Here is a 26,826-nt window from a genome sequence, read left to right as displayed (position 1 = left end):
CCGTCAGGCCGAAGGGGGGGTCTGGGGGCGCAGCCCCCAGGGACGGGACGGGAAGGGGCGGAGGGGGCGAAACCCACGCCCGCGTCCGGCGGCAGCCCCCGAGTGCGCTGAACGAGCGGACCTGACACCCCGTACGGAGCGCCGCCCCTCCCCACCCGCCGCCCCCCGGCAGACTCACGTGTCCATGCGACCCTGCACGCCCGTCTCCCTCTGCCTGGCGGCAGCCGCCCTGCTCCCCGCGGCGCCCCCCGCGCACGCGGCTGACGCTCCCACCTGCGCCGCCACCGACGCCCGCCGCTTCCCCCTCACCACCCGCATCCACGGCGGCCCCGACACCTATGAAGCGGGCGGCGGATACGGCATCTGGTATCTGGACCTCACCAACACCACCACCCGGACCTGCGGAAACATCCACCCGGTGGTCGTGCTCGTCGACGACAGGCACGAGCTGACACCCTCGCAGCCCCACCTGGAGTTCTACGACGGCACCCACCCGCACCCCGTCCAGTTCGAGACCACCGACGAGGACGAACTGGTCGGGCCCTTCGACGACGGCTTCCCCGGGTTCACCGTCGGCCCCCGACAGACCGTCACCGTGAAGATCCGCCTCGCCATCACCTCGGACGCGGCACCCAACCAGGTCACCGCCGACGCCGCCGTCGTCCAGCGGCGGGGCGACGACGGCGACTGGGTCGGACAGTCCAACGACTACGCCTTCCGCATCCACAACGACGCGAGCCCCACCCCCACCCCCGCCACCTCGGGAACCGGCACCACCCCGCCCAGCCGCGCCCCCCGCCTCCCCTTCGCCGACGAACTCGCCCGCACCGGCCTCGGCACCCCCGGCCTGGCCCTCGCCGCCGCCGCGGTCCTCGTCACCGGCGGTGCGCTGCTGCTGGCCCGCAGACAGCGCAGGCGCCGCTGAGACGCCCATTCCCCAAGATCCGGCCAGTGTCTACGCTGGGGGCGCACGCAGCACCGCGTACATGCGTACGGCAGGAGATCCCGCACATGGCAGAACGCAGGCCCATCGAGTCGTGGCTCACCGACATGGACGGTGTGCTCATCCATGAGGGCGTACCGATCCCCGGAGCCGATGCCTTCCTCAAGAAGCTGCGCGAGTCCGGCAAGCCCTTCCTGGTCCTCACCAACAACTCGATCTACACCCCACGCGACCTGCACGCCCGGCTGCGCCGCATGGGCCTGGACGTGCCGGTCGAGTCCATCTGGACCTCGGCCCTGGCCACCGCCCAGTTCCTGGACGACCAGCGCCCGGGCGGCTCGGCCTACGTCATCGGCGAGGCGGGCCTGACCACCGCCCTGCACGACATCGGGTACATCCTCACCGACCACGAGCCGGACTACGTCGTCCTCGGCGAGACCCGGACGTACTCCTTCGAGGCCATGACCAAGGCCGTACGGCTGATCAACGACGGCGCCCGCTTCATCTGCACCAACCCCGACGAGACCGGCCCCTCCACCGAGGGCCCGCTGCCCGCCACCGGCGCGGTCGCCGCGCTGATCACCAAGGCGACCGGCAAGAAGCCGTACTTCGCGGGCAAGCCCAACCCGCTGATGATGCGGACCGGTCTCAACGCCATCGGGGCGCACTCCGAGACCAGCGCGATGATCGGCGACCGCATGGACACCGACGTACTGGCCGGCATGGAAGCCGGAATGCAGACGTTCCTGGTGCTCACGGGGCTGACCCGGCCCGAGCAGGTCGAGAACTTCCCGTACCGGCCGTCCAAGGTCGTCGACTCGATCGCGGACCTCGTCGACCGGGTCTGAAACCCGGCTTGACCCATTCGGAGCAATGCGGCCCCGCTGAGGATGCGGGGACCCGGCCCGCGGGGGAGTCTCCAGATATCTGGAGGTTTCACGATGGGTTCACTACGTCTCACTCTCTGTACCGGGGTCCTGGCCGTCTGCGCCTTCACCCCGCCGGTGTACGCGGTCGACGCGGGCGGAGCCGGTATCTCTGTGAGCCCCTCGTCCCCCGCACCGGGGGCGGACGTCGCGCTCCATGTGACCGGCTGCTCGGCGAAGGCGGGGAGCGCCGCGTCCAGGGCGTTCGTCGCGGACGTGCGACTCGCGGGCGCCGACGGCACCCTCACCGGGAACAGCCGCGTCCGCGCCTCGGCCGCGCCCGGCTCCTACGACGTCAAGGTCACCTGCGGGGGCGCCGTGACCACGGCCAGGATCACCGTCGTATCCCCGTCCGCCTCCCCGTCCGAGTCGCAGTCCCAGTCTCAGCCGGCCTCGCACCTCGCGGCGTCCCCCGTCGCCCCTGTCCATGCGGGCGGCGGTGGCACGGCGCACTTCGCCACCGTGGACGTCCGCGAGGCCGGGCCCGGCACGGGGCAGGCGGTGACCGGGCTGGTGCTCGTGGCCGCGGCCGCGGGCGCCGTCGCGGTCCTGAGCGCGCGCCGGAGCCGCGGAACGGACTGACCCCATGTCCGACGAAGAACACCCCTCCGGCTCCGGGCGGCTCCTGATGGCCCTGACCTGGGCGGCGCTGCTGTTCGCGCTGTGGCAGTGGGGTGTGCAGGTGACCGACGTACGGCAGGACACATCCGCACCCGCCACCGGTGACATGGGCGCGGTCGGACGGCCGCCGCACAGGGAACTCCCGCCCGCTGCCCGCCCGTTGGGGAACGCACTGCCGCAGCGCATCGACATTCCCGCCCTGGGCGTCCAGGCACCCGTGCTGCCCCGCGGCCTGGACCGGCAGGGAGCGATCGAACCGCCGCCCTTCAACCAGGCGGGCACCGTCGGGTGGTACGCGGCCGGGACCCGACCGGGCGCCGCCGGAGCCGCGCTGATGGTGGGTCACCTCGACACCGGGACCAGGCCCGCCGTCTTCTACAAACTGAGCTCCCTACGGCCCGGCCAGACCGTCCGCGTCGCCCGCGACGACGGCAAGGCCGCCGAGTTCACCGTCGAGGGCGTCCAGGTCCAGAACCGCGACCACTTCGACGCCCGGCAGGCCTACGGACCGCGCCGACCCGGGCGCGCGGAGCTGCGGCTGATCACCTGCGGGGGCACCTTCGACCGGGACACCGGCAGCTACACGGCGAACGTGATCGTCTCGGCCTACCTCACGGGAACCGGCCACTGACCGCCCACACCTGGCCCGGCCGGCGGCTTGCTCCACCTGAGGCCGGCGGCGGGGCTGGTCCTCGGCCGCGGGGGCACGGGCTGTGGGGGTGCTGCATCATTTCGGGGGCCGGTCCCGGGCCTCCGGCAGAAGAGCGGGTGGCCGGGGCGTTTGGTGCGGACCTCGCGAGGCGATGCTGAGTGCCGGCGCCGGGGCTGCCTGCACCTGGCCGGGTCGGCGGCCTGCTCCACCTGAGGCCGGCGGCGGGGCTGGTCCTCGGCCGCGGGGGCACGGGCTGTGGGGGTGCTGCGCCATTCCGGGGGCTGACCCCCGGGCCCCAGCAGAAATGCACCGCCCGCACCTGGCCCGGTCGGCGGCCTGCTCCCCCTGAAGCCGCCGACCGGGCTGGTCCTCAACCGCGCGCGCACGGGCTGCGGGAGTAACCCGGCGACCGGCGCGGGAGGTCATGGGGCCACAGCGGCAAGGACCGGCCGGGGGCTGGGGCCGTCTGAGACGACTCTAGAACGGATGAGCACCACAGCCTAGAGGCCGGATGACGCCAGGTCCCTTTGCGGTGGCTCTCCGTCATACACGCTGGTGGCCGACGGTCCATCAGGGGTTCTACGACGACCCTCCGGGTCGGCCGGGTGCTGCCGCGCCACCCCGACCGTGGCGCTGTAACAGCTCGCCGACAAGGCCCGCGCGACCTCGTGGGCGAGGCGGGCCGTATGTCAGGATTGAGACTCGGACCAGTGCACCCAAGGGGGAGTTGGATGTACGGCATGAGGGGGGCCCGAATGAGGGCTTCCGCGGCGGTGCTGGGGGCGGCGCTGCTGGTCGCGGGATGTTCCTCCGGGGGCGGCGACGACAAGAACGCCGGCGCGAGGATCACCCAACAGCCCAAGGACAGCGACCCGTTCTGGGTCAACCCGGACGGCAACGCGGCACGGCAGGTCGCCGCCTACGCCAAGTCCGGCAAGGACTCCGAAGCCGAGCAGATCCGCAAGATCGCCGAGCAGCCGACCGGCGAGTGGATCGGCCCGGAGAACCCCGAGCAGGAGGCCCAGGGCTTCACGGAGGCCGCCGACAAGGCCGGCCGCACGGCCCTGCTGGTCCTCTACAACATCCCGCACCGCGACTGCGGCCAGTACTCCCAGGGCGGCGCGGCCGACGGCAACGCCTACCGCGCCTGGATCGACGGCGTGGCCACCGGCATCGGGGATCGCCCCGCCATGGTGATCCTCGAACCGGACGCCGTACTGCACCTGGTGGACGGCTGCACCCAGCCCCAGTTCCAGGAGGAGCGCTACAGCCTCCTCAACTACGCCATCACCAAGCTCAAGTCCCTGAAGAACACCAAGGTCTACCTGGACGCGGGCAACGCCGGCTGGGGCCACCCCGACCAGATCTTCCAGCCACTCCAGCGCGCGGGCGTGGCCCAGGCCGACGGCTTCTCGGTCAACGTCTCCAACTTCTACTCCACCCAGGACTCCATCGCGTACGGCAAGCAGCTGTCCGCAAAGGTGGACAACAAACACTTCGTCATCGACACCAGCCGCAACGGCAACGGCCCCTACACGGAGGGCAAGCCGGACGAGAACTGGTGCAATCCCCCCGGCCGCAAACTGGGCGAGACCCCGACGACGAAGACAGCAGACCCCCTGGTGGACGCCTACCTGTGGGTCAAACGCCCAGGCGAGTCCGACGGCACCTGCAAGGGCGGCCCCAAGGCAGGCGAATGGTGGCCGACCTACGCTTTGAGCCTGGCGGCGGGGTCAGGTGGTTAGGGGCGCGGGGCTGTGACATTTGCGGCTCCGCCACGTGGGCGCGACAAGCCACAGTGCTCCCGCACCCAACCGACCAACCTGCGGGAGCGCTACGGCACCCTCACCCACTGCGCCTTCGACGGCGTCCCCTGATCGTCATCGACGAACAGCATGTACCACCCGGACGTCACGAGATTCCGATTCTCCGGCACGGTGACCGTGATCTTGTTCCCGGAGACCTTGTAGTCCAACGCGATGGACCGCTGATCGACATCGGTCACATGCGTCGACGCACTGGGCCGAATCAAGCGAACCTTCTTGATCGCGGAAGCCTGCGGCGACGTGAACGTCCCCGACCCGCCCCGAGCAATGGTCTGCGGCCCCCCGGACAACGACGGCCGCGAATCCCGATAAAGATAGGGCGGGGTGTAGATCTCGATCCGCTGCTCGAACTTCCCCGGCTTCGTGTTCGCCTTGTCGCCGTACAGCGAGTCCGATCCGAAGAACATCACCCGCCCGTCCGGCAGCAGAATCGACCCGGAGTGGTAGTTCCGCCCCACCTCGGGATCGGCGACCCGCTGGAACGCATTGGTGTCCGGGTGATAGAGCCGGGCCTGCAGGATGTTGGAGTCGCTGCGCCCGCGATAGTCCTCCGACCCGCCGGACACCAGCACGGTGTCGTCCGGCAGCACCGAGGACTGCGGATACCGCGTCCCCTTCTCCAGAGTCGGCCCGTCCACGAACTTCGGGTCGCTGTCCTTCAGATTGATCAGCCGCGTCTTGTTGCTGGACAGCTTGGACTCGCCGACCCCGCCACCGCCGATCACCATGAACTTCTCGTTCTGTGCCGGAGGCAGCAGCACGGTGCCGGACGTCTCCATCTCGCCCGCGTCGCTCAGCCCGGGCAGCTTGGTGAACTGGTTCGTATCGACGTCCCAGACACCCGGATCACGGCCGACGTTGTCGGGTCCGTACCCCGCGTTCGAACCCGAATAGAAGATCTTGCCGTTCTGCATCAGGAACAGCGCCGGATACGTCGGGAACTGCCGGATCTTCGACGTGTACGTCCACTTCTTGGTCTTCGGGTCGAAGACCTCGTTCTTGCCCGGCACCAGCTGCCCGATGTCGTCGAGCCCGGACACACTGAGGATCTTGCCGTCCGACAGAGTCGTCAGCGTCGGATACCAGCGTGCCTCGTTCATCGGGTCGACCTTGATGTACTTCTCGGCGACCGGGTCGAACTCGAAGGCGTCCCGGATCCCCTGGAAGTCCTTCTTGTCCAGGGCGAGCTTCTGCGCGATGCCGTACGTGTTGCGTGCGTCGGCGCCGGTCAGGCCCTGGATCCGGTAGTTGTCCTGGGTACCGGTCTCGTACTTCGTCCCGGACTTCTTCGCCTCGACGTAGATACGCCCCAGACCGGGGTCGTTGCGCAGGAACTTGCCGGTCTTCGGGTCGAAGACCTTCGTCGCGCGCGGCACGAGCACCGGGTCCTTGGAGACGAAGGTCTTGCCGTTCTCCTTGCCCGTGAACGCCGTCCCCGCGGGCAGGGTCATCGGCTTGTCCGGGTTCTCGTTGTGCACCACCATCAGGCCGCCGGCCTTGGTGACGTCACCCTTCAGCTTCTCGTACCGCTTCGTCCCGCCCGCGATCAGCAGATTGCCGTTCGCCAACTGGGTGTGGCCGGTGCAGAACAGGTCCTTGGGCGTCGGGACCTTCTTGATCGTGCCCTTGACCGGGTCCCAGATCCGGGTGTCGAACTTCTTCGCGTTGAAGTTGTCCTGGTTGTTGCCCGAGCCGGCGATCAGCAGCACCTTGCCGGTGCGCAGCAGCGCCGCGTGGATGGTGTCCTGGCGGAACTCCGGCGGGAACTCGATGATGTCCCAGTGCCCGTTCTTCGCCTTGTACTCGGGTCTGTTGATCTTGTACTGGTGGTATTTCTCGGTGCCGACGCGGTAGAGCCACGGCCCGTTCATCCCGGCCAGCGCGAGCACCACCGCCGTGCCGATCGCGAGTCGACGGGCACGGCGGCGGCCTGCACGGTCGTTCATTCCTTACGTCCCCCAAATCCACCGAGAGCGATCTGCATCGTCTGGTCACCGCCTGCGCCCGAGCCCCCGCCGGACGCGACCCAGCTGGGCTTCTGCCCCGAGCCGTGCGGCGACTGCGGAGCGTGCTGCCCGGGCAGCGGCTTCGGCTGGTACGCCGTCGCGGGCACCGCCGAGTCCTGCGGCTCCTCGTACAGCGGTACGAGCGGCTGCTTCTTCGCCTGCCGGAGGCCGTACCGCCAGGCGAAGATCGGCGACGCGGTGATCAGCAGGGCGAAGGTGGCCCAGGTGATCATCGCCGGGTGCGAGTGCCCGAGTGTGAGACCGGCGGCGATCGAGCCGCCGAAGACCAGGATGAAGAACAGGTGGATCCGGAAGGTCCCGAACAGCGTGTCCGGGCTGGCCGAGTCGCCCTTGGGCGTCACCACGAACTTGCTCTTGCGGCGCAGCACGGTGTCCATCAGGGAGCGTGCGTAGATCGGCGCCGAGAGGGCCGACATCACCATGCCCGCCACACCGCCGGAGCCCTCGGGCTCGTGCGGGGAGACGTTGTGCCGGCGGTTCCAGACGTACAGGCCGATCTGCAGCGCGGACGCGTTGCCGTACAGCATCAGCCAGACCGTCGGGTCGATGTTCACACCCGAGGCGCCCAGACCCAGGAACAGCGCACAACTCAGCGCCGCCAGGATCCAGTTGAGAGCCGACATCGGGTAGAAGATGATCATCATCGTGTAGTTGAAGAGCTTGCCCGGAGGCAGCGAGAACCAGCCCTTCCAGTACTGCTTCAGGATCGTCTCGTAGGTGCCCCGGGACCAGCGCAGCTGCTGCGTGAAGAAGTCCGTCCATGCACCCGGGCCCTCGCCCACCGCGAGCACGTCAGGCGTGTACACCGAACGCCACTTCTTCCCCGTCGCCGGGTTCCGGTGCCGGTGGATCTCGAAGCCGGTGGCCATGTCCTCGGTGATCGAGTCGTACAGGCCGCCGATCTGCTTGAGCGCCTTGATCCGTACGGCGTTCGACGTACCGACGAACATCGGGGCGCCGTAGCGGTTTCCGGCCCGCTGGATGAGGGCGTGGAAGAGGAACTGCTGGGATTCGGCCGCCTTGGTGATGGGGTTGTCGTAGTTGCCGTACACCTGCGGGCCGATGACGAAGCCGACGTCCGGGTCGCGGAAGAAGCCGAGCATCCGCTCCAGGTAGTTCGGCAGCGGCACGTGGTCGGTGTCGACGGAGGCGAAGAAGTCGTAGTCGTCGCCGTGCGCCTCGAGCCAGGCGTTGTAGTTGCCGTGCTTGGTCCTGGCGCGGTGCGGGCCCTTCTTCTGGTTCCACTTCTCGACGCCCTTGCGGGAGAAGTGGTGCACGCCGAGGCGCTCGCAGACCGCCTTCACCTCGGCGTCGTCGCCCTCGTCGAGCAGCCAGATGTGCAGAAGCCCCCGGTGGCGCAGCCGTACGGCCGCCTCCAGGGTCTTCGTCACCATCTCCAGGGGTTCCTTGCCGGGCACGTACGTCGTGATGAACGCGACTCTGGTGCCGGTCTCCGGCACCACCGGGATCGGGTCGCGGGCGACCAGCGTGGCGTGCGCGTTGGACAGCACGTTCATGCAGCGGAAGAACTCGATCAGACCGATCGAGACGAGCATGACGACGTCCAGCGCCGGCAGGAAGCTGAAGGCGGGGTAGTCGCGCTCGGTCCAGTGCTGCGGCTGCAGCAGCCAGCCGAGCAGGATCAGCGAGAGCAGCGGCGCGGCGCCCAGCATCAGGGCGGCGCGCAGCCGGTGGGGCTCCTGCGAGAGCAGCGAGCGGTACTGCACCTTGTACGGCTTGTCCGGGTCGGGCTGGGTGAGGGGACCGGCCAGCCGGCTGTAGTGCTCGTAGTCGTATCTCGGAAGGGTCTTCTTGATGCGCCGGAACTGGCCTGTCGTGCTGTTCCGGTGGGACTCCACCCTGAGCTGGGTTGTTTCTGACGGGTCGAAGTTATGCCGGGCGCCCGTCGGCGTCGACGTCATGAGTCATCCCCCCACACGCAGCTCGCTGCGTGTTGTGTCGTTTCCTTCCGCCCGCTCGAGTCCCCCTCGACTCTCCACGGACGAATCAGTGACCGGCCGCAGTCACCACACTTTCCACACCCGAAGACATGGAACCGCGACCTACCGGTTGCATGATGCCCCCCTCGGCATCCGCTCGTGAACGGGGTCCCTAATCCCCGCGAACCCGGCAACCGCTTACTTGCCCCCCAACTGCCGCGTATCCGCAGCATCTTGGAGAACAGGGTTCTACGGCGTTCGTCATGATCGCAAGATGCGAAACGCGGTGTTTACCGGTCATACGCGTTCATTGTGGCGCGTGTGGGGGTCGTGTGGACCAGTTGTGGACAGCCGGGCGCGGATGTTGCCGAAGTGCTCCCTTATGGCCTCCTCCGCCTGTACCGAGTCGCTCGAACGCGCCGCGTCGAGGAGGTCCCGGTGCTGTCCGCAGGTCACCTTCGGGCCCTGGGGGAGGGTGGCGAAGGGCGCGGTCGGTGTCCGCGAGGCCGGCCGGGCATGCGAAAGGCCCCCCGCTTCCGCGGAGGGCCTCTGCTGTCTGTGCGCCGCCAGGGACTCGAACCCCGGACCCGCTGATGCTGCATTCCCTGGGGGACAACCCCCAGACCCCCAGCCGCCGCTCTGCGCGACCCGGGAGAACGTCGCCAAAGGCGAAGGCCCCCCGCTTCCGCGGAGGGCCTTCGCTGTCTGTGCGCCGCCAGGGACTCGAACCCCGGACCCGCTGATTAAGAGTCAGCTGCTCTAACCAACTGAGCTAGCGGCGCCTGCTGACGTCGTAACTCTACCGGACGGTCGGGGGTGCTTCTGACCACCCGTCCCGCTGGCTCCCGGGGTCACGGGCGGCGCTTGTACATCATTCGGACCGTCAACATGCGCGTCGGGAAGAGGGTTGGGAAACTGATCATCGTGGACAGGCCCGGTCATTTTCATCTGGAGTGTGAGGGGAATCGCATGGCGACTCCGGTATTCGAGGAATTCGATCCGGCGAACGACTGCGACTGCCCGGGATGTGCGCACTGGCGGAGTGTTCTGCCGTATTCGCGGGCGGTACGGCACCCGGCGGCCCACCGCGCCGTGATCGTGGCGGCCGCCGCGTCCGCGGCCCTCGGCGCGGGGCACGTGGCACCGGCGCTCGCCGCCCCGCAGGTACCGCCCGGGCCGGGCGTTTCCGCAGGCAGCGAGGTAGCCACCCCGCAGGGGCACCGCGCGCCGCTGCATGGCAGGGGCGGCCCGCCCGTCGAGCCGGCGAGTGACGTCAAGGTGCCCCAGACCACCCGCGCGGACATCATCACCCGGGCCAAGAAATGGGTCGACGCGAAGGTGCCGTACAGCATGGAGGCCTACTGGTCCGACGGTTACCGACAGGACTGTTCGGGTTATGTCTCGATGGCCTGGGGACTGCCCGGAAACGAATGGACGGGCACCCTGGGCAAGTTCGCGGAGCGCATCACCAAGGATGAACTGCAGCCCGGCGACATTCTGCTGTTCCACAATCCGCAGAACCCGGAGAGGGGCTCGCACGTCGTCATCTTCGGCGGCTGGAAGGACTACACGCACACCTCGTACCTCGCCTACGAGCAGCGGCCCCCGCAGGCCCGCCGGAAGGAGACCCCGTACGCCTACTGGCACCAGTCGAACCGCTACGTCCCCTACCGCTACAAGGGGCTCAAGGAGGACCCGGCGGCCGGTCCGGACAAGCCGACGAATCCGCCGGGCATCGCGGCGCCGTACCCGGGAGCGGCGTACTTCGGCCCCGGCGCGAACAACAAGTACGTGACCCAGCTCGGGCAGATGCTCGTCGCCCGCGGTGCCGGGCAGTACTACGCACTGGGCCCCGGCCCGCGCTGGTCGGACGCGGACCGCCGGGCCACCGGGGCCTTCCAGCTGGCCCAGGGCTGGAACGGCGCGGAGGTGCGCGGGCTGCCGGGGCCGCAGACCTGGGACCTGCTGGTGTCGGGCAAGGGCAAGGACATCGCTCCGCTCGACGCGCCGGATCCACAGGTGCCTTCGTCCCATGGGGTGCCGGGCTATCCGGGACGGGCGATGTTCCGCCCCGGCGCCTCCAACCCGTATGTCACCCAGTTGGGGGACCAGCTGGTGAAGAAGGGGTTCGACAAGTACTACACGGCCGATCCGGGGCCGGACTGGGACGAGGAGGACCGGCGCAACGTCGAGGACTTCCAGCGCTCCCAGGGCTGGCGGGGCGGCGCGGCGGACGGCGTCCCGGGCCCGGAGACCTGGCGGCGGCTCTTCTCCTGAGCGCTTCCGCGCTGACCTGCTCTGTCTGGTTCCGAGCGGTTCGGTTTGACCCATCTGCTGTGACCCATCTGCTGTGACCCGTCTGTTGTGACCCATCTGTTGTGACGCATCTGGCGCGGAGGCTGGAGGCACCCATGAGTACGACGACCACTTCACAGACGCCCGAGTCCGAGGGGCCGGGCAGACCCGGCCGCCTCATCCAGAACGAGGCGACCACCGAGATCCCCGTCCATCTGCTGTTCCGCGACGAAGCCGCCCCGGTGTCCGTACCGCTCAGGCCGACGGTGGTCGGCCGCCGGCAGGGGACCGGCGAACAGCCGCGGTTCCGGCGCCCGACTGCGGTGAAGCCGCGGTCCGCGCCCGAGATCGACCCCGACCTGGGCGAGCGGCCCGCCAGGGTGCTGCCCGCGACGGCGGGAGTCCTCGCCGGGGCCTGCGGGGCGGCCGGCTGCGTGGCGACCTCGTGGTGGGCGGGCGTCCTGCCGTCCCTCGCGGTGACGGCGCTACGGCTGCCGGCGGACCCGGGCGCCGGGCTCGGCCCCGCGCAGTGGGCGGCCTACGCGGGCGCCGCGACGCTGGGCTTCTTCGGGTTCGGCGGCCTCGCACGCGGCCGGACCGGACGGGCCTGGGTGCTGGGGCTGTACGGCCGCTACCGGGGCACCGTCCGGCGCACCGGCCTGATGTGGGTCAACCCGCTGCACCTGCGCCGCCGGGTCGACGTCCGGCTGCGGCACTGGCGCAGCGAGGAGATGCCCGCGGCCGACGGCAACGGGGTCGCGCTGCGGGTCGTGGTGCTGGTGGTGTGGCGGGTGCGGGACACCGCGCGGGCGGTACTGGGCATCGAGGACCACGAGACCTATCTGCGCGAGTGCGTGGAGGCGGCGCTCGCGCGGGTCGCGGTGGAGGCGCCCGGTGCGTCGAAGGGTTCGGTGGAGGCCGTCACGGAGGCGCTGACCCGACTGACGGCGGCGGACGCGGCGCCGGTAGGGCTGGAGGTGTTCTCGGTGCAGCCGGTCCGGGTCGAGTACGCCCCCGAGGTGGCCGCCGCGATGCAGCGCCGCCGTATCGCCGCCCTGGACGCGGAGCACCGCGCGACCGTGCTCACCTCGGTCGTCGACTCGGTGGAGGACACCGTGACACGGCTGACCGTGCGGGGCCTGGTGGAGCTGGACGACTACGAACGCAAGGCGCTGGTCAAGGACTTGACGGTGGCGTTCTGTGCCGGGCGCACAGAACCGGGTCCGTGATGGCGCGGCCATGTCCTGTGCATGGACACGGCCAACAATCGGCAATAATCTGAGACTTGGTCTAGACCTGCACGCCTCATGGAACTTCCCCCACGTTCTTCAGGAGCGGCAGCATGCGCAAAAAGACCAAGTGGTACGCCGCCGCGCTCGGACTCACCACGGCAGGAGCCTTCGTGCTCTCCGCCGGAGGAGCGAGCGGCCACGGCTACACCGACCTCCCCGTCAGCAGGCAGAAGCTCTGCCAGAACGGCACCGTGACCGACTGCGGCGAGATCCAGTACGAGCCGCAGAGCGTCGAGGGCCCCAAGGGCTTCCCCGCCACCGGACCGGCCGACGGCGCCATCTGCTCCGGCGGCAACGCCCGCTTCTCCCAGCTCGACAGCCCGAGGACGCCCTCGGGCGGCGCCTGGCCCACCACCCGGGTGACGGGCGGGCAGAGCTACACCTTCCGCTGGCAGTTCACCGCCATGCACGCCACCACCGACTTCAAGTACTTCGTCACCAGGCAGGGCTGGAACCAGAACCACAACCTGGCCCGCTCCGACCTCAACACGACACCGTTCCTGACGGTGCCGTACAACGGGCAGCGCCCCCCGGCCACCCTCTCCCACAGCGGCACGCTGCCGTCCGGGCTGAGCGGTCACCACGTCATCGTCGCCGTATGGACGATCGCGGACACGGGCAACGCGTTCTATGCCTGCTCGGACGTCAGGTTCTGAGGATTCCTTGAGCCAATGGCGCGGTCGGCGTGGGTAGGTTCCTGCCACGCCGACCGAACGGGGGCGGCGTACCAAGACCGGGGGACCCCCATGGACGTGATCTTCTACCTCGTGCCCAGCCTGATCCTGGCTGTGGTCCTCCTCGGCGCGTACGCCGTGCTGCGTCGCGCACTGCGGATCCGTAGCGCCTGGAACAGCGGGCTGACGGCCGAGGGGCGCTGTCTTCGGATGTTCACGACGACCCACGGTGGCGGCGGCGACACGTCGGTGAGCACCACGCTGCACCATGTCTACGAGTTCACCGCACGCAGCGGCCGCGTCGTCCGCTTCGAGGAGCGGGGCGGGCCGGCGACGGTGCTGGAGGGCGACTTCGTCACCGTCTACTACAAGGAAGACGATGAGGCCGTCGCCACGGCCAAGGCGCCGCGGCGGGCCGGGCTGGCGGCGTCCACCGTCGGCGTACTGGCATTCCTCGGAGTGATGGCCGTGTTCTGCGTCGGCTTCATGGTCACGTACCACCAGACGTCCGAGGGCTTCGGCTTCGGCGAGGGTACCGAGGACACCACCAACACCGTCGTCGTCGACGGCGTCACGATGACCCCATGACCCTCCACATCTGACGGCCCATCAACTACCGTGCGCCGCCATGGAGTCCAACAGGCGCACGGTCGCGGAACTGGTAGCCGAGCGGTGGGGCGACCACCGGCCCGGGCTGTGGTGCGGGGAACGGGTGCTCACCCACCACGAGGTGGCCGCCGGTGCCGCCGCCCGGGCGGCACTGCTGGCCGATCTGCTGCCGCCGGGCGCCGAGCCGCATGTGGGCGTGCTGCTCGACAACACCCCCGAGTACCCGCTGTGGCTGGGCGCGGCGGCGCTCGCGGGAGCGGCGGTCGCCGGGATCAACCCCACCCGCCGGGGACCGGAGCTGGCTCGCGACATCCTGCACACCGAGTGCCGGATCGTCCTCACCGAGCGCACCCACCTCCCGCTCCTCGGCGGCCTCGATCTCCCGGGCGTGCGCCTCCTGCTGACCGACGGCGAGGAGTACGACAACCTGCTCGCTTCGTATACGGACGCCGCACCGGACGCCTGCCGGGCCACTCCCGAAGACCGCCTCCTCCTCTACTTCACCTCGGGCTCGACCGGTGCCCCGAAGGCCGCGATCTGCTCCCAGGGGCGACTGGCCGCAGCGGGAGCCTCGCTGGTGGGCCAGTTCGGGGTGCGCCCCGAGGACGTGCACTACATCTGCATGCCGATGTTCCACGGCAACGCGGTGATCGCCGACTGGGCGCCCGCGCTGGCGGCCGGCGCGGGCGTGGCGCTGCGGCGGCGCTTCTCGGCGTCGGGGTTCCTGACGGACGTACGGAAGTACGGGGCGACGTACTTCACGTATGTGGGGCGTGCCGTGCAGTACATCCTGGCCACCGAGGAGCGCGCGGACGACCGGGACAATCCGCTGCGGCTCGGCTTCGGCACGGAGGCGGGGGCGGTGGACGCGGCGGCCTTCGAGCGGCGGTTCGGGGTGCGGCTGGTGGAGGGGTACGGGTCGTCGGAGGGCGGGGCGGCCGTGCAGTGGTCGCCGGGGACACCGCCGGGTGCGGTCGGGCGGGCGGCGCCCGGGCTCGTCGTACTCGATCCGGAGACATGCAAGGAGTGCCCGCCCGCGGTGTTCGACGCGGGCGGGCGGCTGCTCAACGGGGACGAGGCCATAGGGGAGCTGGTGAACCAGGGGCCGAACCCCTTCGAGGGGTACTGGCGCAACCCCGCGGCGGAGGCCGAGCGGCTCCGCGACGGCTGGTACTGGACCGGCGACCTCTTCTGCCGGGACGCCGACGGCTACCTCTACTTCGCCGGCCGCACCGACGACCGCCTCCGCGTCGACAGCGAGAACCTGGCCGCCGCGATGATCGAGAACATCCTCGCCCGGTACGAGGGCGCTGACGCCGTCGCCGTGTACGCCGTGCCCGATCCGGTGACCGGGGACCAGGTGATGGCGACGATCGCCGGGCGCTTCGACCCGGCGGATTTCGCCGACTTCCTGGCCGCCCAGCCCGACCTCGGCACGAAGATGGCACCCAGGTTCGTGCGCGTCGTGGACCGGATGCCGGTCACAGCCACGAACAAGATCCACCGCGCCCAGCTAAGAAGGGAGGGCCTCCGCTGCCCCGACCCGCTGTGGTGGCGCCCGCCGACCGACCAGACCCCCACCTACCGAAGACTGACCAGCAACGACCGAAAAGCCGCCGAAGCCCCTCCCACTCCCGGGAGAGACCTGGCCTGAGGGGCCCGGGTGACGAAGCCGCCCCCGCGCGCGGTGTCACAACTGGGGGGATCGACTCCTCCACCCTGCGGGCCGCGGGGGGCCGCTGGTGGAAGGGGGGTGTGGGTGGCGAAGCCCCCACAGTGCGCGGCGAAGCCGCGCAGAAACAACGACGGCGAGGTGGTTCGCGCTTTCCGCGAACACGCCTCGCCATCGCCATCGTGCGCCGCCAGGGACTCGAACCCCGGACCCGCTGATGCTGCATTCCCTGGGGGATAACCCCCAGACCCCCAGCCGCCGCTCTGCGCGACCCGGGGGAACCTCCTCAAAAGGCGAAGGCCCCCCGCGCTTGCGAGAGGCCTTTACCGTTTGTGCGCCGCCAGGGACTCGAACCCCGGACCCGCTGATTAAGAGTCAGCTGCTCTAACCAACTGAGCTAGCGGCGCATGACTCACGTCGGCCGCGGTTCACGTTTCCGTGTCTCGCGGTGGCGACGAAGAAAATAGTACCTGGTCCGGAGGGGTGCTCCGGACCACCCTGCCGATGTCGGCCTAGATCGCCAGGGACAGCAGTACGGGCGCCGCGTTCCGGTTCAGGGTGTCCGCGGCCTGGCGGAGGCGGTGGGCGTCCTCGACGGGGAGGGAGAGGGCCAGGCAGCCGACCGAGGAGCCGGCGCTGATCGGGACGGCCGCGCAGACCGTGCCGACCGCGTACTCCTGGAGGTCCAGGTGGGGCACGGTGGGCGGCTGGGACTCCAGGCGGGAGAGCAGGAGCCGGTCGCTGGTGATCGTGCGCGAGGTGAGCCGGGCCAGCTTGTGGCGGGAGAGGTGGTCGCGCCGGCTGTTGTGGTCCAGCTGGCCGAGGAGGCTCTTGCCGATCGCGGTGGCGTGGGCCGAGTAGCGGAAGTCGACCCACTCGTTGACCACCGGGGTGGTCGGGCCGTCGGCGTACTGGGCGATCTTGACCTCGCCGTCCACGTACCGGCTCAGGTACACGGCCGCGCCCACCGAGTCGCGCAGCCGGTCCAGGGTGCGCTGGAGCTTCTCGCGCAGCGCCTGCTCGCGGCCCTGCGCGGAGCCGAGGCGGGTGAGCGCGTCGCCCGTGACATAGGCGCCGTCGGTGATCTGCTCGACGTAGCCCTCGCGGCGGAGCATCCTCAGGAGCGTGGTCAGCCGCTCCGGGGTGAGGCCGGTCAGCCTGGCGAGCTCGGTGTCGGTGACTCCGGTGGTGTGCCGTGCCACGGTCTCCAGGACGCGCAGGGCGTCCTGGGCCGAGTGGTACGGCGCGGTCGGCTCGTGCTTCAGCGCCACGGTGGTCCCCCTGCGCTCGCTCTACAACTGGGCCGTATTGCGGACAGTGATCTCTTCCACGATAACGGCCAAGCGGCTTGTTGTGAGCGGTTGTTGACGAGATTAAGTCCCCGGCGCACGGCTCTCAGCAGGGGCGCAGGCACTCTGGCATATGCCATCGTCATGCCCCGGAGCCCGGACCTCGGAGATTGAATCGTGTTCAACCCATGAAGCGGCGGCATCGCGCCGGAAATTTCCCCGCCCCCGGGCCCGGGCGAGACGGTCACCCGCTGTGGGAGCTTCTTCCCGGGCAGATCAGGTCGTGGTGAAGGTTGGCGACGACTGCCGCCTCCAGCCGGGTGCGCAGCCCCAGCTTCTCGATGATGTGCGCGACGTGGGCCTTGACCGTTCGCTCCGCGATGCCCAGTTGGCGGGCGAGGAGCCGGTTGGGCAGCCCGCCTCCGAGGAGGACCAGGACCTGTCGCTCACGGTCCGTCAGCTCATTCACGGCCGGTTCGGTCTCGGCCGGTTGGAATGCGAGCCGACAGGGGCAGTGCGGGTCTCCGGACTCGTGCGCTGTGGTGTGGCAGTGGTATTGCGTTGCATCCTTGATCGGCACGGTGATGGCTACCTTCCCCGTTTTCCTTCACCTTCGCTCGACACTCTAGGGCAGAGTCTTCGCGTTCGCGATCAATTGATGGGATCCGAAGGCAAGTGAAAGGTGTCGAGATTCATTTGAGGAAGGCGGGGTATTTGCAGCCCTTGCAGTGCTCGTGAAATGCAGCAATGTGAGACGGCCCACCTCGGCAGGCGGGCCGTCCCGGGGTTGCAGGTGTGTGCGGCTCAGGCCTTGACGCAGACCTTTGCCTCGCTGCGCACCGGGTTCGACTCGTCGAGGGGGGAGTTGACGTAGGCGAAGGCGCAGATGTTCTGCTTGCCCCTGGGGTTCGTCTCCTTCAGGGCCTTGGTGTAGACCTTCTTGGCGGTGCCGCGGGCGGTGGTGTGCTTGATCTGGTTGTTGTTGATGCTGATGCCGACGACCACCACCTGGGACATCCTCACCTTGCACTCGCCCGAGGCCGCGCCGTTGGCGGTCCCGCCGGCGCTGACGGCGACGTAGACGCGGCACTTGTAGCGGGCCGGCCCGGTCGCGACCCACTTGCCGTACCCGTCCTTCCCGACCACGGCGGATGCACCGGAGTGCGCGGTGCCGACGCGCAGTGCGGCGGTGGCGGCAGGGCTTGCCGCTCCCAGCAGGGCGAGGGAGGCCGTGGCGGCCAGGCCCGCGGCTGCGACGCGGCCCAGGGAAGTGCGGCGAGGAGTGGTCAATGCCATGGGGGGATACCTCCAGGTAACCGGGAACCGGTGGATTCGTTGAAATTCTTCAACGTCCGCCTGCCCGGCCACTATTGGGACTTGGGGAGGTGTCCGAAAGGGCAATGCCCTGGTGGGCGGTCACGTGCGGGGCGGCTGGGTGAAGAGAAAGTCGTACGCCCTTCACGCAACCGCCCCTGACCGGTCACAGAACAGCGCTCAGGAATTGCCGGGTGCGCTCGTGGTCGGGTTCGCTGAATATCTTCTCCGGCGGACCGGACTCGATGACCCGGCCCGCGTCGAACATGAGGACATCGTCGGAAATGTCCCGCGCGAAGTTCATCTCGTGGGTGACGCAGAGCATCGTGATGTCCGTCGTGTGCGCGATGTCGCGCAGCACGTCCAGCACCCCGGCCACCAGCTCGGGGTCGAGTGCGGAGGTGACCTCGTCGAGCAGCAGCACCTGGGGGCGCATGGCGAGGGCGCGGGCGATGGCGACGCGCTGCTGCTGGCCGCCGGAGAGCTGGGTCGGGTACTTGTCCGCCTGCTCGGTCAGGTCGACCAGCTCGAGCAGCTCCCGCGCCCGCTCCTCGGCCTCGTCCTTGGACAGGCCGAGGACATGCACGGGGGCCTCGGTGATGTTCCGCATGACGTTCATGTTGGGGAACAGGTTGAACTGCTGGAACACCATGCCGATGTTCTTGCGCACCTCACGGACGTGCTTCTCGCCGGCCGGGACGAGCCCGTCGCCCCGCACCTCGTGCGTGAGGTACTCGCCGCCGACCTTGATGGTGCCCTCGTCGGGCTTCGTCAGGGTCATCAGCAGCCGCAGGATCGTGGTCTTGCCCGATCCGGAGGGGCCGATCAGCGTGACGTGCTTGCCGGACGAGACGGTGAAGTCCAGTGAATCGAGGACCGTGTTGGCGCCGAAGCGCTTGGTGACCTTGTCGAAGCGGATCAGCTCGCTGCCGTCCACCGAGGGATTGGCCGTTTCTTTCGAGAGGTTGCTGTCAGTGGACAAGGCGACGCTCCAGGACTCGCAGGAGAAGGGACGCAGGGTAGGAGATGACGATGAAGGCGATGCCGACGATCGTGATGGGCTCGACCGTGTGGAAGGTCTGGGCGGAGTACTGCCGGGCCTCGCCCAGCATCTCGAGCACACCGATCACGAAGATCATCGGAGTGTCCTTGAGCATCGCGACGACGTAGTTGCCCAGCGCCGGCACGACGCGCCTGATCGCCTGCGGCAGGATCACCGCGAACCAGGTCCGGGTGCGGGGCAGGTTGAGCGCCGTGGCCGCCTCCCACTGGCCCGCGGGCACACCGTCGATACCGGCGCGGTACACCTCGGCGGTGTACGTCGAGTAGTGCAGGCCCAGGCCGATCACGCCGGTGGTGAGCGCCGAGAGCGTGAGCCCCCATTCGGGCAGCACGTAGAAGAGGAAGAACAGCTGCACCAGCAGCGGGGTGTTCCGTACGAACTCGGTGACCGCCATCACCGGCCAGCGCACCGCGACGTGTTCCGAGCGCTGCATCATGGCCCACACCAGGCCGAGGGCGAAGGCGAGCACGGCGCCGAGCGCCAGCGCCTCGAGGGTGACCAGCAGACCGTGCCAGAACATCGGCATGAAGTCGCTGACCGCGTTCCAGTCCCACTTCACCGGACAGCACCTCCACCGGGAGTCGCGCCCGACCGCGCGAAGTCGTCGACCTGCCTGCCGTTCATCCGGGCCCGCAGGCCCTCGCGCTTCCGCGGGGCCTGACCGATCCCGGCCTTGGCGTGTCGCTCCACGACGCGCATGCCGCGGGTGAGGACGAACGCCAGCACGAAGTACATGACGAGGATGATCGTGTAGACGGGTGCGCTCTGGCCGGTGGCGTTGCGCACCAGTGAGGCGCCGAAGGTGATGTCGCCGACGCCCATGATCGAGACCAGGGCGCTGCCCTTGAGCATCTCGATGAGCAGGTTGTTGAACGGCGGGACCATCCCCGGCCAGGCCTGCGGAAGGATGATCTTGCGTAGTTGCTGGGCGGGGCTGAAGCTGAGCGCGATGCCCGCTTCACGCTGGGCCGGCGCCACCGCTTTGACGGCACCTCGCACGACCTCGGAGCCGTATGCGCCGTAGCTCAGGCCGAGGGCCAGCACCGCGGCCCACATCGGGACCAGCTGCCAGCCGAAGCCGATCGGCAGCACGAAGAAGATCCAGAACATCAGGATCAGCGCGGAGGTGCCGCGGAAGATCTCGAAGTACGCGCCGGAGAGGAAGCGCACGATCCACAGCCGATGGGTGCGCGCCAGGCCGATGACGAAGGCCACGGCGGCGGCGAGTGCGGCGCTGTAGACGGTGAGCTGGACGGTGACCCATATGCCGTTGAGGAGGAGTTTCCACAGACCCCAGCTGATTTCGCTCATGGCTTGCACTTCTCCTTGGCGGTGATGGACGTCATCTGGTCCTTCGTGAAGCCGAAGGGCCGCATGACCTCCAGGAGTTCACCGCTCCGCTTCATCTTGTGCAGCTCGCGGTTGAAAGCGTCCCGGAGATGGGTCTCGGGGCTGCGGAACGCGAAGGCGCCGACGTCGATGACCGGCTTTCCCTTCACATACGGCGTGACTTCCGGTGTGCCCTCCACCTTCCGGGACTTGCTCTGGTTCACGACATTGCGCACGGTGACCGCCGTGCCGACGAAGACATCGACACGGCCCTGCTCGACCGCGAGGAGCCCGGCCAGCTGGTCGGGCAGGGTCGTGATGTGCTTGACCCCGGCCTCCTTGGCGTAGTCGATCTCCGCGTAGCCGAGGCCGGTGGCCATTCTGGCGCCGGTCCTGGCGATGTCCTTGTAGGTGCGGAGGTTCTTCGGATTTCCCTTCGGCACGATGAAGGCATCGAGCATCTGGTATTCGGGGTCGGCGAAGATGACCTGATCGCAGCGCTCCGGAGTGATGTACATGCCGGCCGCTACGCAGTCGAACTGAAGGGAATTCAGGCCGGTGATCAGTGAGCCGAACTCGGTCGCGAACGGCTCTACGTTCTCCACGCCGAGCCGCTTGAAAATGCGCTCGGCGACGGCCGGCGCCTCGCCCGTCATCTTTCCGTCCTTGCCGATGTAACCGAAGGGCTGTTCGCCGGCCAGGCCCAGCCGGACGACGCCTTTCGCCCGCAGTTGGTCCAGCAGATGCCCGCCGTCGCCGGTGTCCGCCGTCGCCACCCTGCTGCATGCGCTGGTCGCGCCCATCGTGCCCACCGCGCCGAGCGCCGCTACCCCCGCGAGCAGCGAGCGGCGCCGGATGCCTTTTGTGTCGTTTCTTGTGTCGCTTCCTGAGTTCTTGCCGTGTGGTGGAGCCATGGGCGCGCGTCTACCCAGACCGATTGCGCCTATGCCGTCTGTTTGCGGCCCCTGATGAGAGTGGGGCGTAAAGCGACAAAAGGGACGTGCCCGATGCCCGGCGCGGACATCGGGTACGCCGTCGGGTGAGCCCTCGTGAAGCGGTCACTGCTTGACGGTGGCGCCTACCACTTCATGCCGATGGTGGCGCTCTTCTGGTACGACGCGGTCAGCGTCAGCCTGCCCTTCGGCATGTTCTTGCAGGTGAACGTCTTCGCGGGCCAGCGCTCGCGGATCTCTCCGCTGCACAGGATCCTGCCGTTCTGGCGCAGGTCCCAGCCGTACTTGTACGGCTTGTTGCCTCCGGTGAGGTCGACCGTGACCTTCACGGTCCCCTTCACGGGGTGCACCTTGGCGAGGACGCAGTTGGCCGGTCCGCCGCTGCACTTCTTGGTCGCCGTCGCGGCCTCGGCGGGGGTGGCGCCGAGGGCCGTTCCGGCGGCCATGGCGACGGCCAGGACTCCGAGCAGGGTCTTGCGGGGACGGCGGGCGGTCGTCGAGGTCATCAAGGCGCCTCCTGAGCGGGATGTGCTGATGCTTCACAAGAGGTCACGCGTGGCGTCCTCCTGCGCGGGCACCAAGAGTCTTGTGGCCCGGCCGCCATCGCTGCCATTGACTCTTGGGGAGGTGACCGAACGTGCAACTGAGGCGGGGGCGTGGCATACAGGGCTGAAGCAGACCCGGCTGAAAGCAGGTCCACAGGAGGGCACATGGCCGACCGTCACATCAAAGTCTCGCTGGTCAAAAGGGGCGTCCACTGCACGGCGAGGCTCCTCGACGAGCGCGCGCCGCACACCTGTGCGGCGGTGTGGGACGCCCTTCCACTGAGTGGCGAGGTCTACCACGCCAAATACGCACGCAACGAGATCTACGCGCTGTTCCCGCCCTTCGCCGACCGGGAGCCACCCCTGGAGAACCCGACGGTCACGCCGATCCCCGGCGACCTCTGCTACTTCTCCTTCGCCGGCACGGAGTTGGCCACCAAGGCCTACGGCTACGACACCGGCGTACGCCCCGGCACCACGGTCGTCGACCTCGCCCTCTTCTACGAGCGCAACAACCTGCTGCTCAACGGGGACGTGGGCTGGGTCCCGGGAATCGTCTGGGGCCAGGTGACCGAGGGCCTCGACGCGATGGCCGAGGCCTGCAACGACCTGTGGCGGTCGGGGGCGGCGGGGGAGACGCTCAGCTTCCAGCGGGTGTGAGGTCACCTTCAGTAGGCACCATCCCAGGTTCACCCCACCCTGCGTGGCGTCCCAGCAACCTCCGCCTCGTACAGCGCATGCGCCGCCCGCAGCACCAGTGCGTCCCGGTGTCGCGCCGCCACCAGTTGCAGGCCGATCGGCAGCCCTTCCCCGTCCGCACCCACCGGGACGGTCGCCGCCGGCTGCTGGGTCATGTTGAAGGGGTACGTGAACGGGGTCCACCCCGTCCAGCGCCGGTGGCCGGAGCCCTTCGGCACCTCGGCGCCCGCCTCGAACGCGGTGATCGGCAGGGTCGGGGTGACCAGGAGGTCGTAGGACTCGTGGAAGCGGCCCATACGGCGGCCGAGTTCCATGCGGACGTCGACAGCGGCGAGGTAGTCGAGGGCGGTCAGGCGGGCGCCCGCCGCGCAGATCTCCCGCAGCCCCGGGTCGAGCAACTTGCGCTGCTCGGGGCCGAGTTGCTGGGTCACCCGGGCCGCCCCGGAGAACCACAAGGCGCGGAAGGCGTCCACCGGGTCGGTGAAGTCGGGGTCGGTCTCGGTGACGTACGCGCCGAGTTCCGCCAGGCGTTCCACCGCCCGCCGTACCGCGGACGCCACCGCGGGCTGCACCGCGACCTGGCCGCCGAGGGACGGTGAGTAGGCGATCCGCAGGCCCTTCACCCCGCCGGACAGTCCGGCGGCGAAGGAGTCCGGCGCGGCGGCCAGCGCCGACCAGTCGCGGTGGTCCGGCGCCCCGATCACGTCCAGGAGCAGCGCCGCGTCCGCCGCGTCCCGGGTCATCGGGCCGACATGGGCCAGCGTGCCGAAGGCGCTCGCCGGGTAGAGCGGCACCCGGCCGTACGTCGGCTTCAGAGCGAAGATGCCGCAGAAGGCCGCCGGGATACGGACGCTGCCGCCGCCGTCCGTGCCCAGCGCGAGGGGTCCCGCGCCCAGCGCCACGGCCGCCGCCGCGCCACCGCTGGAGCCGCCCGCGGTGCGGGTCGGGTCGTACGGATTGCGGGTCACCCCGGACCGCGGCGAGTCCGTCACGCCCTTCCAGCCGAACTCCGGGGTCGTGGTCTTGCCGATGAACACGGCCCCCTGCTCGCGCAGGCGGGCGACGGAGGGGGCGTCCTCGTCCCAACTGCCCTGCTCCGAGATCGTCTTGGAGCCCTTGAGGGTGGGAGCGCCCCGCAGCAGGATGATGTCCTTGACCGTCGCAGGAACCCCGTCCACCAGCCCCTTCGGCTCACCCCGCCGCCATCGCTCCGTCGACTCACGGGCCTGCGCGAGGGCCTCCTCGGCGAGCAGCCGCACGAAGGCGTTCACCTCCGGCTGGATTTGCTCGGCCCGTTCCAACGCGGACCGCGTGACCTCCTCCGGACTGAACTCGCCCTTGCGGTAGCCCTCGACGAGTCGTGCGGCGGTCAGCTCGGTGAGGTCGAGGCCGGGGTCCGTCATCTGCCCTCCATCGCTGGGCGGTTAGCGTCCTGGTACGTATCCGCGCTTCTTGTCCACCACGTTCAGCAGAGGTCTGCCCGCCTCCCAGCGCTCGTACAACTCGACGAACTGAGTGCCGAGTTGATCGCGCCAGCCGACCGTGTCGCCGCTCATGTGCGGCGACACGATCAGGCCAGGAACCTCCCACAACGGGCTGTCGGCGGTGAGGGGTTCGTGTTCGAAGACATCCAGTGCGGCACCCGCGATCCACCGCTTGGCCAGCGCCTCGGCGAGCGCCTCCTCGACGACCAGACCGCCGCGCCCGATGTTGATGAAGCGCGCGGAGGGCTGCATCACACCGAAGCGGCGCGCGTCGAACATGCCGTACGTCTGCTCGGTCAGCGGAGCGGCCGCGATCACCCAGTCGGCGCGGGCGATCAGCCGGTCCAGGTCGTTCGGGCCGTAGATGCCGGTGTGCGGAGTGCGCCCGACGATCGCCGTCGTCATGTCGAGCGCCTTGAGCGTGCGGGCGATCGTACGGCCGATGGGCCCGGAACCGACGACGCACGCGCGCGTGCCCGCGACCCGCTGCGTCTCGCGGTGCCGCCAGGTGTGCTCCCGCTGCAGCTCCCAGGTCCGCGGCAGATCCTTGGCCATGGTCAGGACGAGCGCGGCGACGTACTCGGCGATGGGCTGGTCGAAGACACCGCGGGCGTTGGTGACCACGGTGTCGGAGGCGGCGAGTTCCGGACACATCAGGTGGTCCACACCCGCGCTCGCCGTGTGCACCCAGCGCGGGCGCGGGCCCTCGCCCGGCCAGGCCGAACGCACCGCCCGGGAGGTGAAGTCCCAGACCAGCAGGACGTCCGCGTGCGGCAGGCGCTCGGCGAGGGTCGACTCGTCCGCGTGCTCGATCCGGGCGCGGCCGGTGAGTCTGCCGAGGCGGGGCAAAGGGTCGGTGTCCAGGACGAGAAGCGTCGGGGTGGTCATGCGGAAAGCCGTTTCTACGGGCGGGTGCGGGCCGTCTGACATGCGAGGTTTGACCACGCTCGCACCCGAACCTACCTTCGTCAACACGGGTGCGATGGGGGGTCCGTTGCTCCGCTGTTTCTCACGGTGAGGCGGTGGCCGCCATGGGTGCCATGGACGTTTCCTTTCTCGGTGGACCACTGCCCCAGCGGGGTGTGGGTGTGGTCGCCCCCTTCGACTTCGCTCTGGACCGCGAGCTGTGGCGCTGGGTCCCGGACGACGTGTCGCTCCATCTGACACGGACGCCTTTCGTGCCGGTCGAGGTGAGTCTCGACCTGGCCCGGCTGGTCAGCGAGCACGAGACGCTGGACGACGCGGTCCGCACGCTGAACGCGGTCGCGCCGGAAGTCGTCGCGTACGCCTGCACCTCCGGCAGCTTCGTCGGCGGAATCGCCGGGGAGCGCGCGATGTGCGCGGCGATGACCCGGGCCGGTGCGATGCCCTCCGTCACCACCTCGGGCGCCCTGCTGGAGGCCCTGGTGGCGCTCGGCGCCCGACGGGTCGCGCTGGTGACGCCGTACACCGTGTCCGTGACGCGCGCACTGGAGGAGTACGTCGCCGAGGCCGGAATCAAGGTCACCGGACGCGCGTACATGGGCCTGACCCGGCACATCTGGAAGGTCCCGTACCGCGATGTGGTCGCCATGGCCCACAAGGCGGTACGACGGCCGGCCGACGTCCTGTTCATCAGCTGCACCAACCTCCCGACCTACGACGTCATCCCGCAACTGGAGGCCGAACTGCGCATCCCGGTGATCTCGGCCAACCAGGTGACGATGTGGGCTGCGCTGTCCCGACTGGGTACCCGGGCGGTGGGGCCCTATCAGGCGCTGATCGATCCGGCGGCGCGCTCCGGCCCCGTACTGCCACAGCTCCCGGACGGTGAACAGCAGCAGGAAGGCAGGTCATGACGTCACTCGGATTCCTCTACCCCGGCCACTCCGCGGAGGACGAATACCCACGCATCGAGCAGCTGCTCGGCAGCAACATCCGCCTCGACGTCGTCCACACCGACATCGGCGAGGACGCGCACCGGGTGGACGCGCTGCGGGAGATGGGCTCGGCCGAGCGGCTCGCGGCGGGAGTCGAGGAGCTGCGCATGGCGGGCGCCGAGTCGGTGGTGTGGGCCTGCACCAGCGGAAGTTTCGTCTACGGCTGGGAGGGCGCCCACGAGCAGGTGCGCGCTCTTGCCCGTGCGGCCGGGATGCCGGCTTCGTCGACGTCCTTCGCCTTCGTGCACGCGCTGCAGGAGGTCGGGGTGCGGCGGGTGGCGGTCGGGGCGACGTATCCCGAGGACGTGGCCGGGCTGTTCGCGGAGTTTCTGCGGGCGGGGGGCGCGCAGGTCACGTCCGTGCGGGGTGCCGGGATCATCACGGCGGCGGAGGTCGGGACGTGGGGGGAGGCGGAGGTGTTTCTGCTGGCCCGCGAGGCCGACCGTCCGGATGCGGACGCGCTGCTGTTGCCGGACACGGCGCTGCATACGGCGGCGCACATTCCCGCCTTGGAGAAGGAGCTGGGGAAGCCCGTGCTCACCGCGAATCAGGTCACTGTGTGGGAGGCGTTGCGGTTGGCTGATCGGCGGGTGAATGCGCCGATGCTGGGGGCTTTGTTCACTCGGGAGCCGATCGTGCAGGTCTGAGGATTTTCGCCCCCGCCGCCCCTACCCGTTTCGTCCCGTCCCGGGGGCCAGCCCCCGGACCCCCGCTCCTCAAACGCCGGACGGGCTGAAAAATCCAGCCCCTCCGG

The 26,826-nt window shown here is 69.4% G+C and carries 25 protein-coding genes, 2 tRNA genes and 1 pseudogene; 13 read left to right on the top strand and 15 right to left on the bottom strand.

The features are described from left to right. The first annotated feature begins 184 nt into the window (after positions 1 to 184). The 5 genes from ACWCRD_RS14065 (at position 185) to ACWCRD_RS14045 (ending at position 4,887) form a co-directional block, all read left to right on the top strand. Positions 185 to 925 carry a hypothetical protein gene (locus tag ACWCRD_RS14065; RefSeq protein WP_450966096.1) on the top strand — a complete coding sequence of 247 codons (741 nt, stop codon included), beginning with the start codon at positions 185 to 187 and terminating at the stop codon, positions 923 to 925. Between the two features lie 86 nt (positions 926 to 1,011). Then, positions 1,012 to 1,791 (top strand): HAD-IIA family hydrolase, encoded by a 780-nt coding sequence (locus tag ACWCRD_RS14060; RefSeq protein WP_344402802.1) that lies wholly within the window; start codon positions 1,012 to 1,014, stop codon positions 1,789 to 1,791. A 93-nt stretch (positions 1,792 to 1,884) separates the two neighbouring features. Then, entirely contained in the window at positions 1,885 to 2,451 is a 567-nt protein-coding gene (locus ACWCRD_RS14055; protein ID WP_450966095.1) for a hypothetical protein, read from the top strand. A 4-nt stretch (positions 2,452 to 2,455) separates the two neighbouring features. After that, on the top strand, positions 2,456 to 3,121 hold the full coding sequence (locus ACWCRD_RS14050) for a class F sortase (protein WP_450966094.1): 666 nt from the start codon (positions 2,456 to 2,458) through the stop codon (positions 3,119 to 3,121). Between the two features lie 752 nt (positions 3,122 to 3,873). After that, positions 3,874 to 4,887: a glycoside hydrolase family 6 protein gene (locus tag ACWCRD_RS14045; RefSeq protein ID WP_450966093.1), complete on the top strand. Its 1,014-nt coding sequence runs from the start codon at positions 3,874 to 3,876 to the stop codon at positions 4,885 to 4,887. Between the two features lie 89 nt (positions 4,888 to 4,976). Here ACWCRD_RS14045 and ACWCRD_RS14040 read toward each other — a convergent pair whose 3' ends face one another. From ACWCRD_RS14040 to ACWCRD_RS14025, 4 genes and pseudogenes are all read right to left on the bottom strand, one after another. Further along, positions 4,977 to 6,914, bottom strand: a complete 1,938-nt coding sequence (locus tag ACWCRD_RS14040; RefSeq protein ID WP_450966092.1) for a galactose oxidase-like domain-containing protein — start codon at positions 6,912 to 6,914, stop codon at positions 4,977 to 4,979. Beyond that, a complete protein-coding gene (locus tag ACWCRD_RS14035; protein WP_450966091.1) occupies positions 6,911 to 8,917 on the bottom strand; it encodes a glycosyltransferase family 2 protein in 2,007 nt (668 codons plus the stop codon). The genes ACWCRD_RS14040 and ACWCRD_RS14035 overlap by 4 nt, the downstream gene beginning before the upstream one ends. A 315-nt stretch (positions 8,918 to 9,232) precedes the next feature. Further along, positions 9,233 to 9,406 (bottom strand): annotated as a pseudogene (locus ACWCRD_RS14030) (FCD domain-containing protein); the annotation flags it as partial. Positions 9,407 to 9,643: 237 nt separating this feature from the next. Further along, positions 9,644 to 9,717, bottom strand: a tRNA-Lys gene (locus tag ACWCRD_RS14025). 187 nt (positions 9,718 to 9,904) lie between these two features. Between ACWCRD_RS14025 and ACWCRD_RS14020 the strand changes: the two genes are divergently transcribed. The 5 genes from ACWCRD_RS14020 to ACWCRD_RS14000 all read left to right on the top strand — a co-directional run bounded on the left by ACWCRD_RS14020 (position 9,905) and on the right by ACWCRD_RS14000 (position 15,459). After that, the gene (locus tag ACWCRD_RS14020; RefSeq protein ID WP_450966090.1) at positions 9,905 to 11,212 is read left to right on the top strand and encodes a peptidoglycan-binding protein; all 1,308 of its coding nucleotides are present in this window, start codon (positions 9,905 to 9,907) and stop codon (positions 11,210 to 11,212) included. A 134-nt stretch (positions 11,213 to 11,346) separates the two neighbouring features. After that, on the top strand, positions 11,347 to 12,459 hold the full coding sequence (locus ACWCRD_RS14015) for an SPFH domain-containing protein (protein ID WP_450966089.1): 1,113 nt from the start codon (positions 11,347 to 11,349) through the stop codon (positions 12,457 to 12,459). A gap of 113 nt (positions 12,460 to 12,572) precedes the next feature. Then, complete coding sequence (locus ACWCRD_RS14010; protein ID WP_450966088.1) at positions 12,573 to 13,178, top strand: lytic polysaccharide monooxygenase auxiliary activity family 9 protein; 606 nt, start codon at positions 12,573 to 12,575, stop codon at positions 13,176 to 13,178. Between the two features lie 90 nt (positions 13,179 to 13,268). Further along, the gene (locus ACWCRD_RS14005; protein WP_450966087.1) at positions 13,269 to 13,784 is read left to right on the top strand and encodes a hypothetical protein; all 516 of its coding nucleotides are present in this window, start codon (positions 13,269 to 13,271) and stop codon (positions 13,782 to 13,784) included. 40 nt (positions 13,785 to 13,824) lie between these two features. Then, positions 13,825 to 15,459 (top strand): AMP-binding protein, encoded by a 1,635-nt coding sequence (locus tag ACWCRD_RS14000; protein ID WP_450966086.1) that lies wholly within the window; start codon positions 13,825 to 13,827, stop codon positions 15,457 to 15,459. A 351-nt stretch (positions 15,460 to 15,810) separates the two neighbouring features. Here the strand turns inward: ACWCRD_RS14000 and ACWCRD_RS13995 are convergent. From ACWCRD_RS13995 to ACWCRD_RS13955, 9 genes are all read right to left on the bottom strand, one after another. Beyond that, a tRNA-Lys gene (locus ACWCRD_RS13995) sits at positions 15,811 to 15,884 on the bottom strand. Positions 15,885 to 15,989: 105 nt separating this feature from the next. Beyond that, positions 15,990 to 16,748 carry an IclR family transcriptional regulator gene (locus ACWCRD_RS13990; RefSeq protein WP_389071138.1) on the bottom strand — a complete coding sequence of 253 codons (759 nt, stop codon included), beginning with the start codon at positions 16,746 to 16,748 and terminating at the stop codon, positions 15,990 to 15,992. Positions 16,749 to 17,010: 262 nt separating this feature from the next. Further along, on the bottom strand, positions 17,011 to 17,235 hold the full coding sequence (locus ACWCRD_RS13985) for a LuxR C-terminal-related transcriptional regulator (RefSeq protein WP_030943859.1): 225 nt from the start codon (positions 17,233 to 17,235) through the stop codon (positions 17,011 to 17,013). Positions 17,236 to 17,570: 335 nt separating this feature from the next. Next, on the bottom strand, positions 17,571 to 18,062 hold the full coding sequence (locus ACWCRD_RS13980) for a hypothetical protein (protein ID WP_450966085.1): 492 nt from the start codon (positions 18,060 to 18,062) through the stop codon (positions 17,571 to 17,573). Positions 18,063 to 18,246: 184 nt separating this feature from the next. Next, on the bottom strand, positions 18,247 to 19,017 hold the full coding sequence (gene ehuA, locus ACWCRD_RS13975; protein ID WP_450966233.1) for an ectoine/hydroxyectoine ABC transporter ATP-binding protein EhuA: 771 nt from the start codon (positions 19,015 to 19,017) through the stop codon (positions 18,247 to 18,249). A 34-nt stretch (positions 19,018 to 19,051) separates the two neighbouring features. Then, entirely contained in the window at positions 19,052 to 19,702 is a 651-nt protein-coding gene (gene ehuD / locus ACWCRD_RS13970) for an ectoine/hydroxyectoine ABC transporter permease subunit EhuD (RefSeq protein WP_450966084.1), read from the bottom strand. Beyond that, positions 19,699 to 20,454, bottom strand: a complete 756-nt coding sequence (ehuC, locus tag ACWCRD_RS13965; protein ID WP_450966083.1) for an ectoine/hydroxyectoine ABC transporter permease subunit EhuC — start codon at positions 20,452 to 20,454, stop codon at positions 19,699 to 19,701. The genes ehuD and ehuC overlap by 4 nt, the downstream gene beginning before the upstream one ends. Then, positions 20,451 to 21,386, bottom strand: a complete 936-nt coding sequence (gene ehuB, locus ACWCRD_RS13960; protein ID WP_450966082.1) for an ectoine/hydroxyectoine ABC transporter substrate-binding protein EhuB — start codon at positions 21,384 to 21,386, stop codon at positions 20,451 to 20,453. The genes ehuC and ehuB overlap by 4 nt, the downstream gene beginning before the upstream one ends. A gap of 164 nt (positions 21,387 to 21,550) precedes the next feature. Continuing rightward, positions 21,551 to 21,931 carry a hypothetical protein gene (locus ACWCRD_RS13955; protein ID WP_450966081.1) on the bottom strand — a complete coding sequence of 127 codons (381 nt, stop codon included), beginning with the start codon at positions 21,929 to 21,931 and terminating at the stop codon, positions 21,551 to 21,553. Between the two features lie 204 nt (positions 21,932 to 22,135). Between ACWCRD_RS13955 and ACWCRD_RS13950 the strand changes: the two genes are divergently transcribed. After that, positions 22,136 to 22,630 carry a DUF3830 family protein gene (locus ACWCRD_RS13950; protein WP_450966080.1) on the top strand — a complete coding sequence of 165 codons (495 nt, stop codon included), beginning with the start codon at positions 22,136 to 22,138 and terminating at the stop codon, positions 22,628 to 22,630. A 29-nt stretch (positions 22,631 to 22,659) separates the two neighbouring features. Here the strand turns inward: ACWCRD_RS13950 and ACWCRD_RS13945 are convergent, their stop codons facing one another. Together ACWCRD_RS13945 and ACWCRD_RS13940 are read right to left on the bottom strand one after the other, a co-directional pair. Then, a complete protein-coding gene (locus ACWCRD_RS13945; RefSeq protein ID WP_450966079.1) occupies positions 22,660 to 24,072 on the bottom strand; it encodes an amidase in 1,413 nt (470 codons plus the stop codon). A 21-nt stretch (positions 24,073 to 24,093) separates the two neighbouring features. Next, positions 24,094 to 25,041 (bottom strand): D-2-hydroxyacid dehydrogenase, encoded by a 948-nt coding sequence (locus ACWCRD_RS13940; RefSeq protein ID WP_450966078.1) that lies wholly within the window; start codon positions 25,039 to 25,041, stop codon positions 24,094 to 24,096. Between the two features lie 152 nt (positions 25,042 to 25,193). Here ACWCRD_RS13940 and ACWCRD_RS13935 point away from each other — a divergent pair, with 152 nt between their 5' ends. Beyond that, on the top strand, positions 25,194 to 25,991 hold the full coding sequence (locus ACWCRD_RS13935; protein WP_389071115.1) for a maleate cis-trans isomerase family protein: 798 nt from the start codon (positions 25,194 to 25,196) through the stop codon (positions 25,989 to 25,991). After that, positions 25,988 to 26,719 (top strand): maleate cis-trans isomerase family protein, encoded by a 732-nt coding sequence (locus ACWCRD_RS13930; RefSeq protein WP_450966077.1) that lies wholly within the window; start codon positions 25,988 to 25,990, stop codon positions 26,717 to 26,719. The genes ACWCRD_RS13935 and ACWCRD_RS13930 overlap by 4 nt, the downstream gene beginning before the upstream one ends. Positions 26,720 to 26,826 lie beyond the last annotated feature (107 nt).

It is taken from the genome of Streptomyces sp. NPDC002092 (genome assembly GCF_053593775.1).
This window is presented reverse-complemented; position numbering and strand designations above follow the sequence as displayed.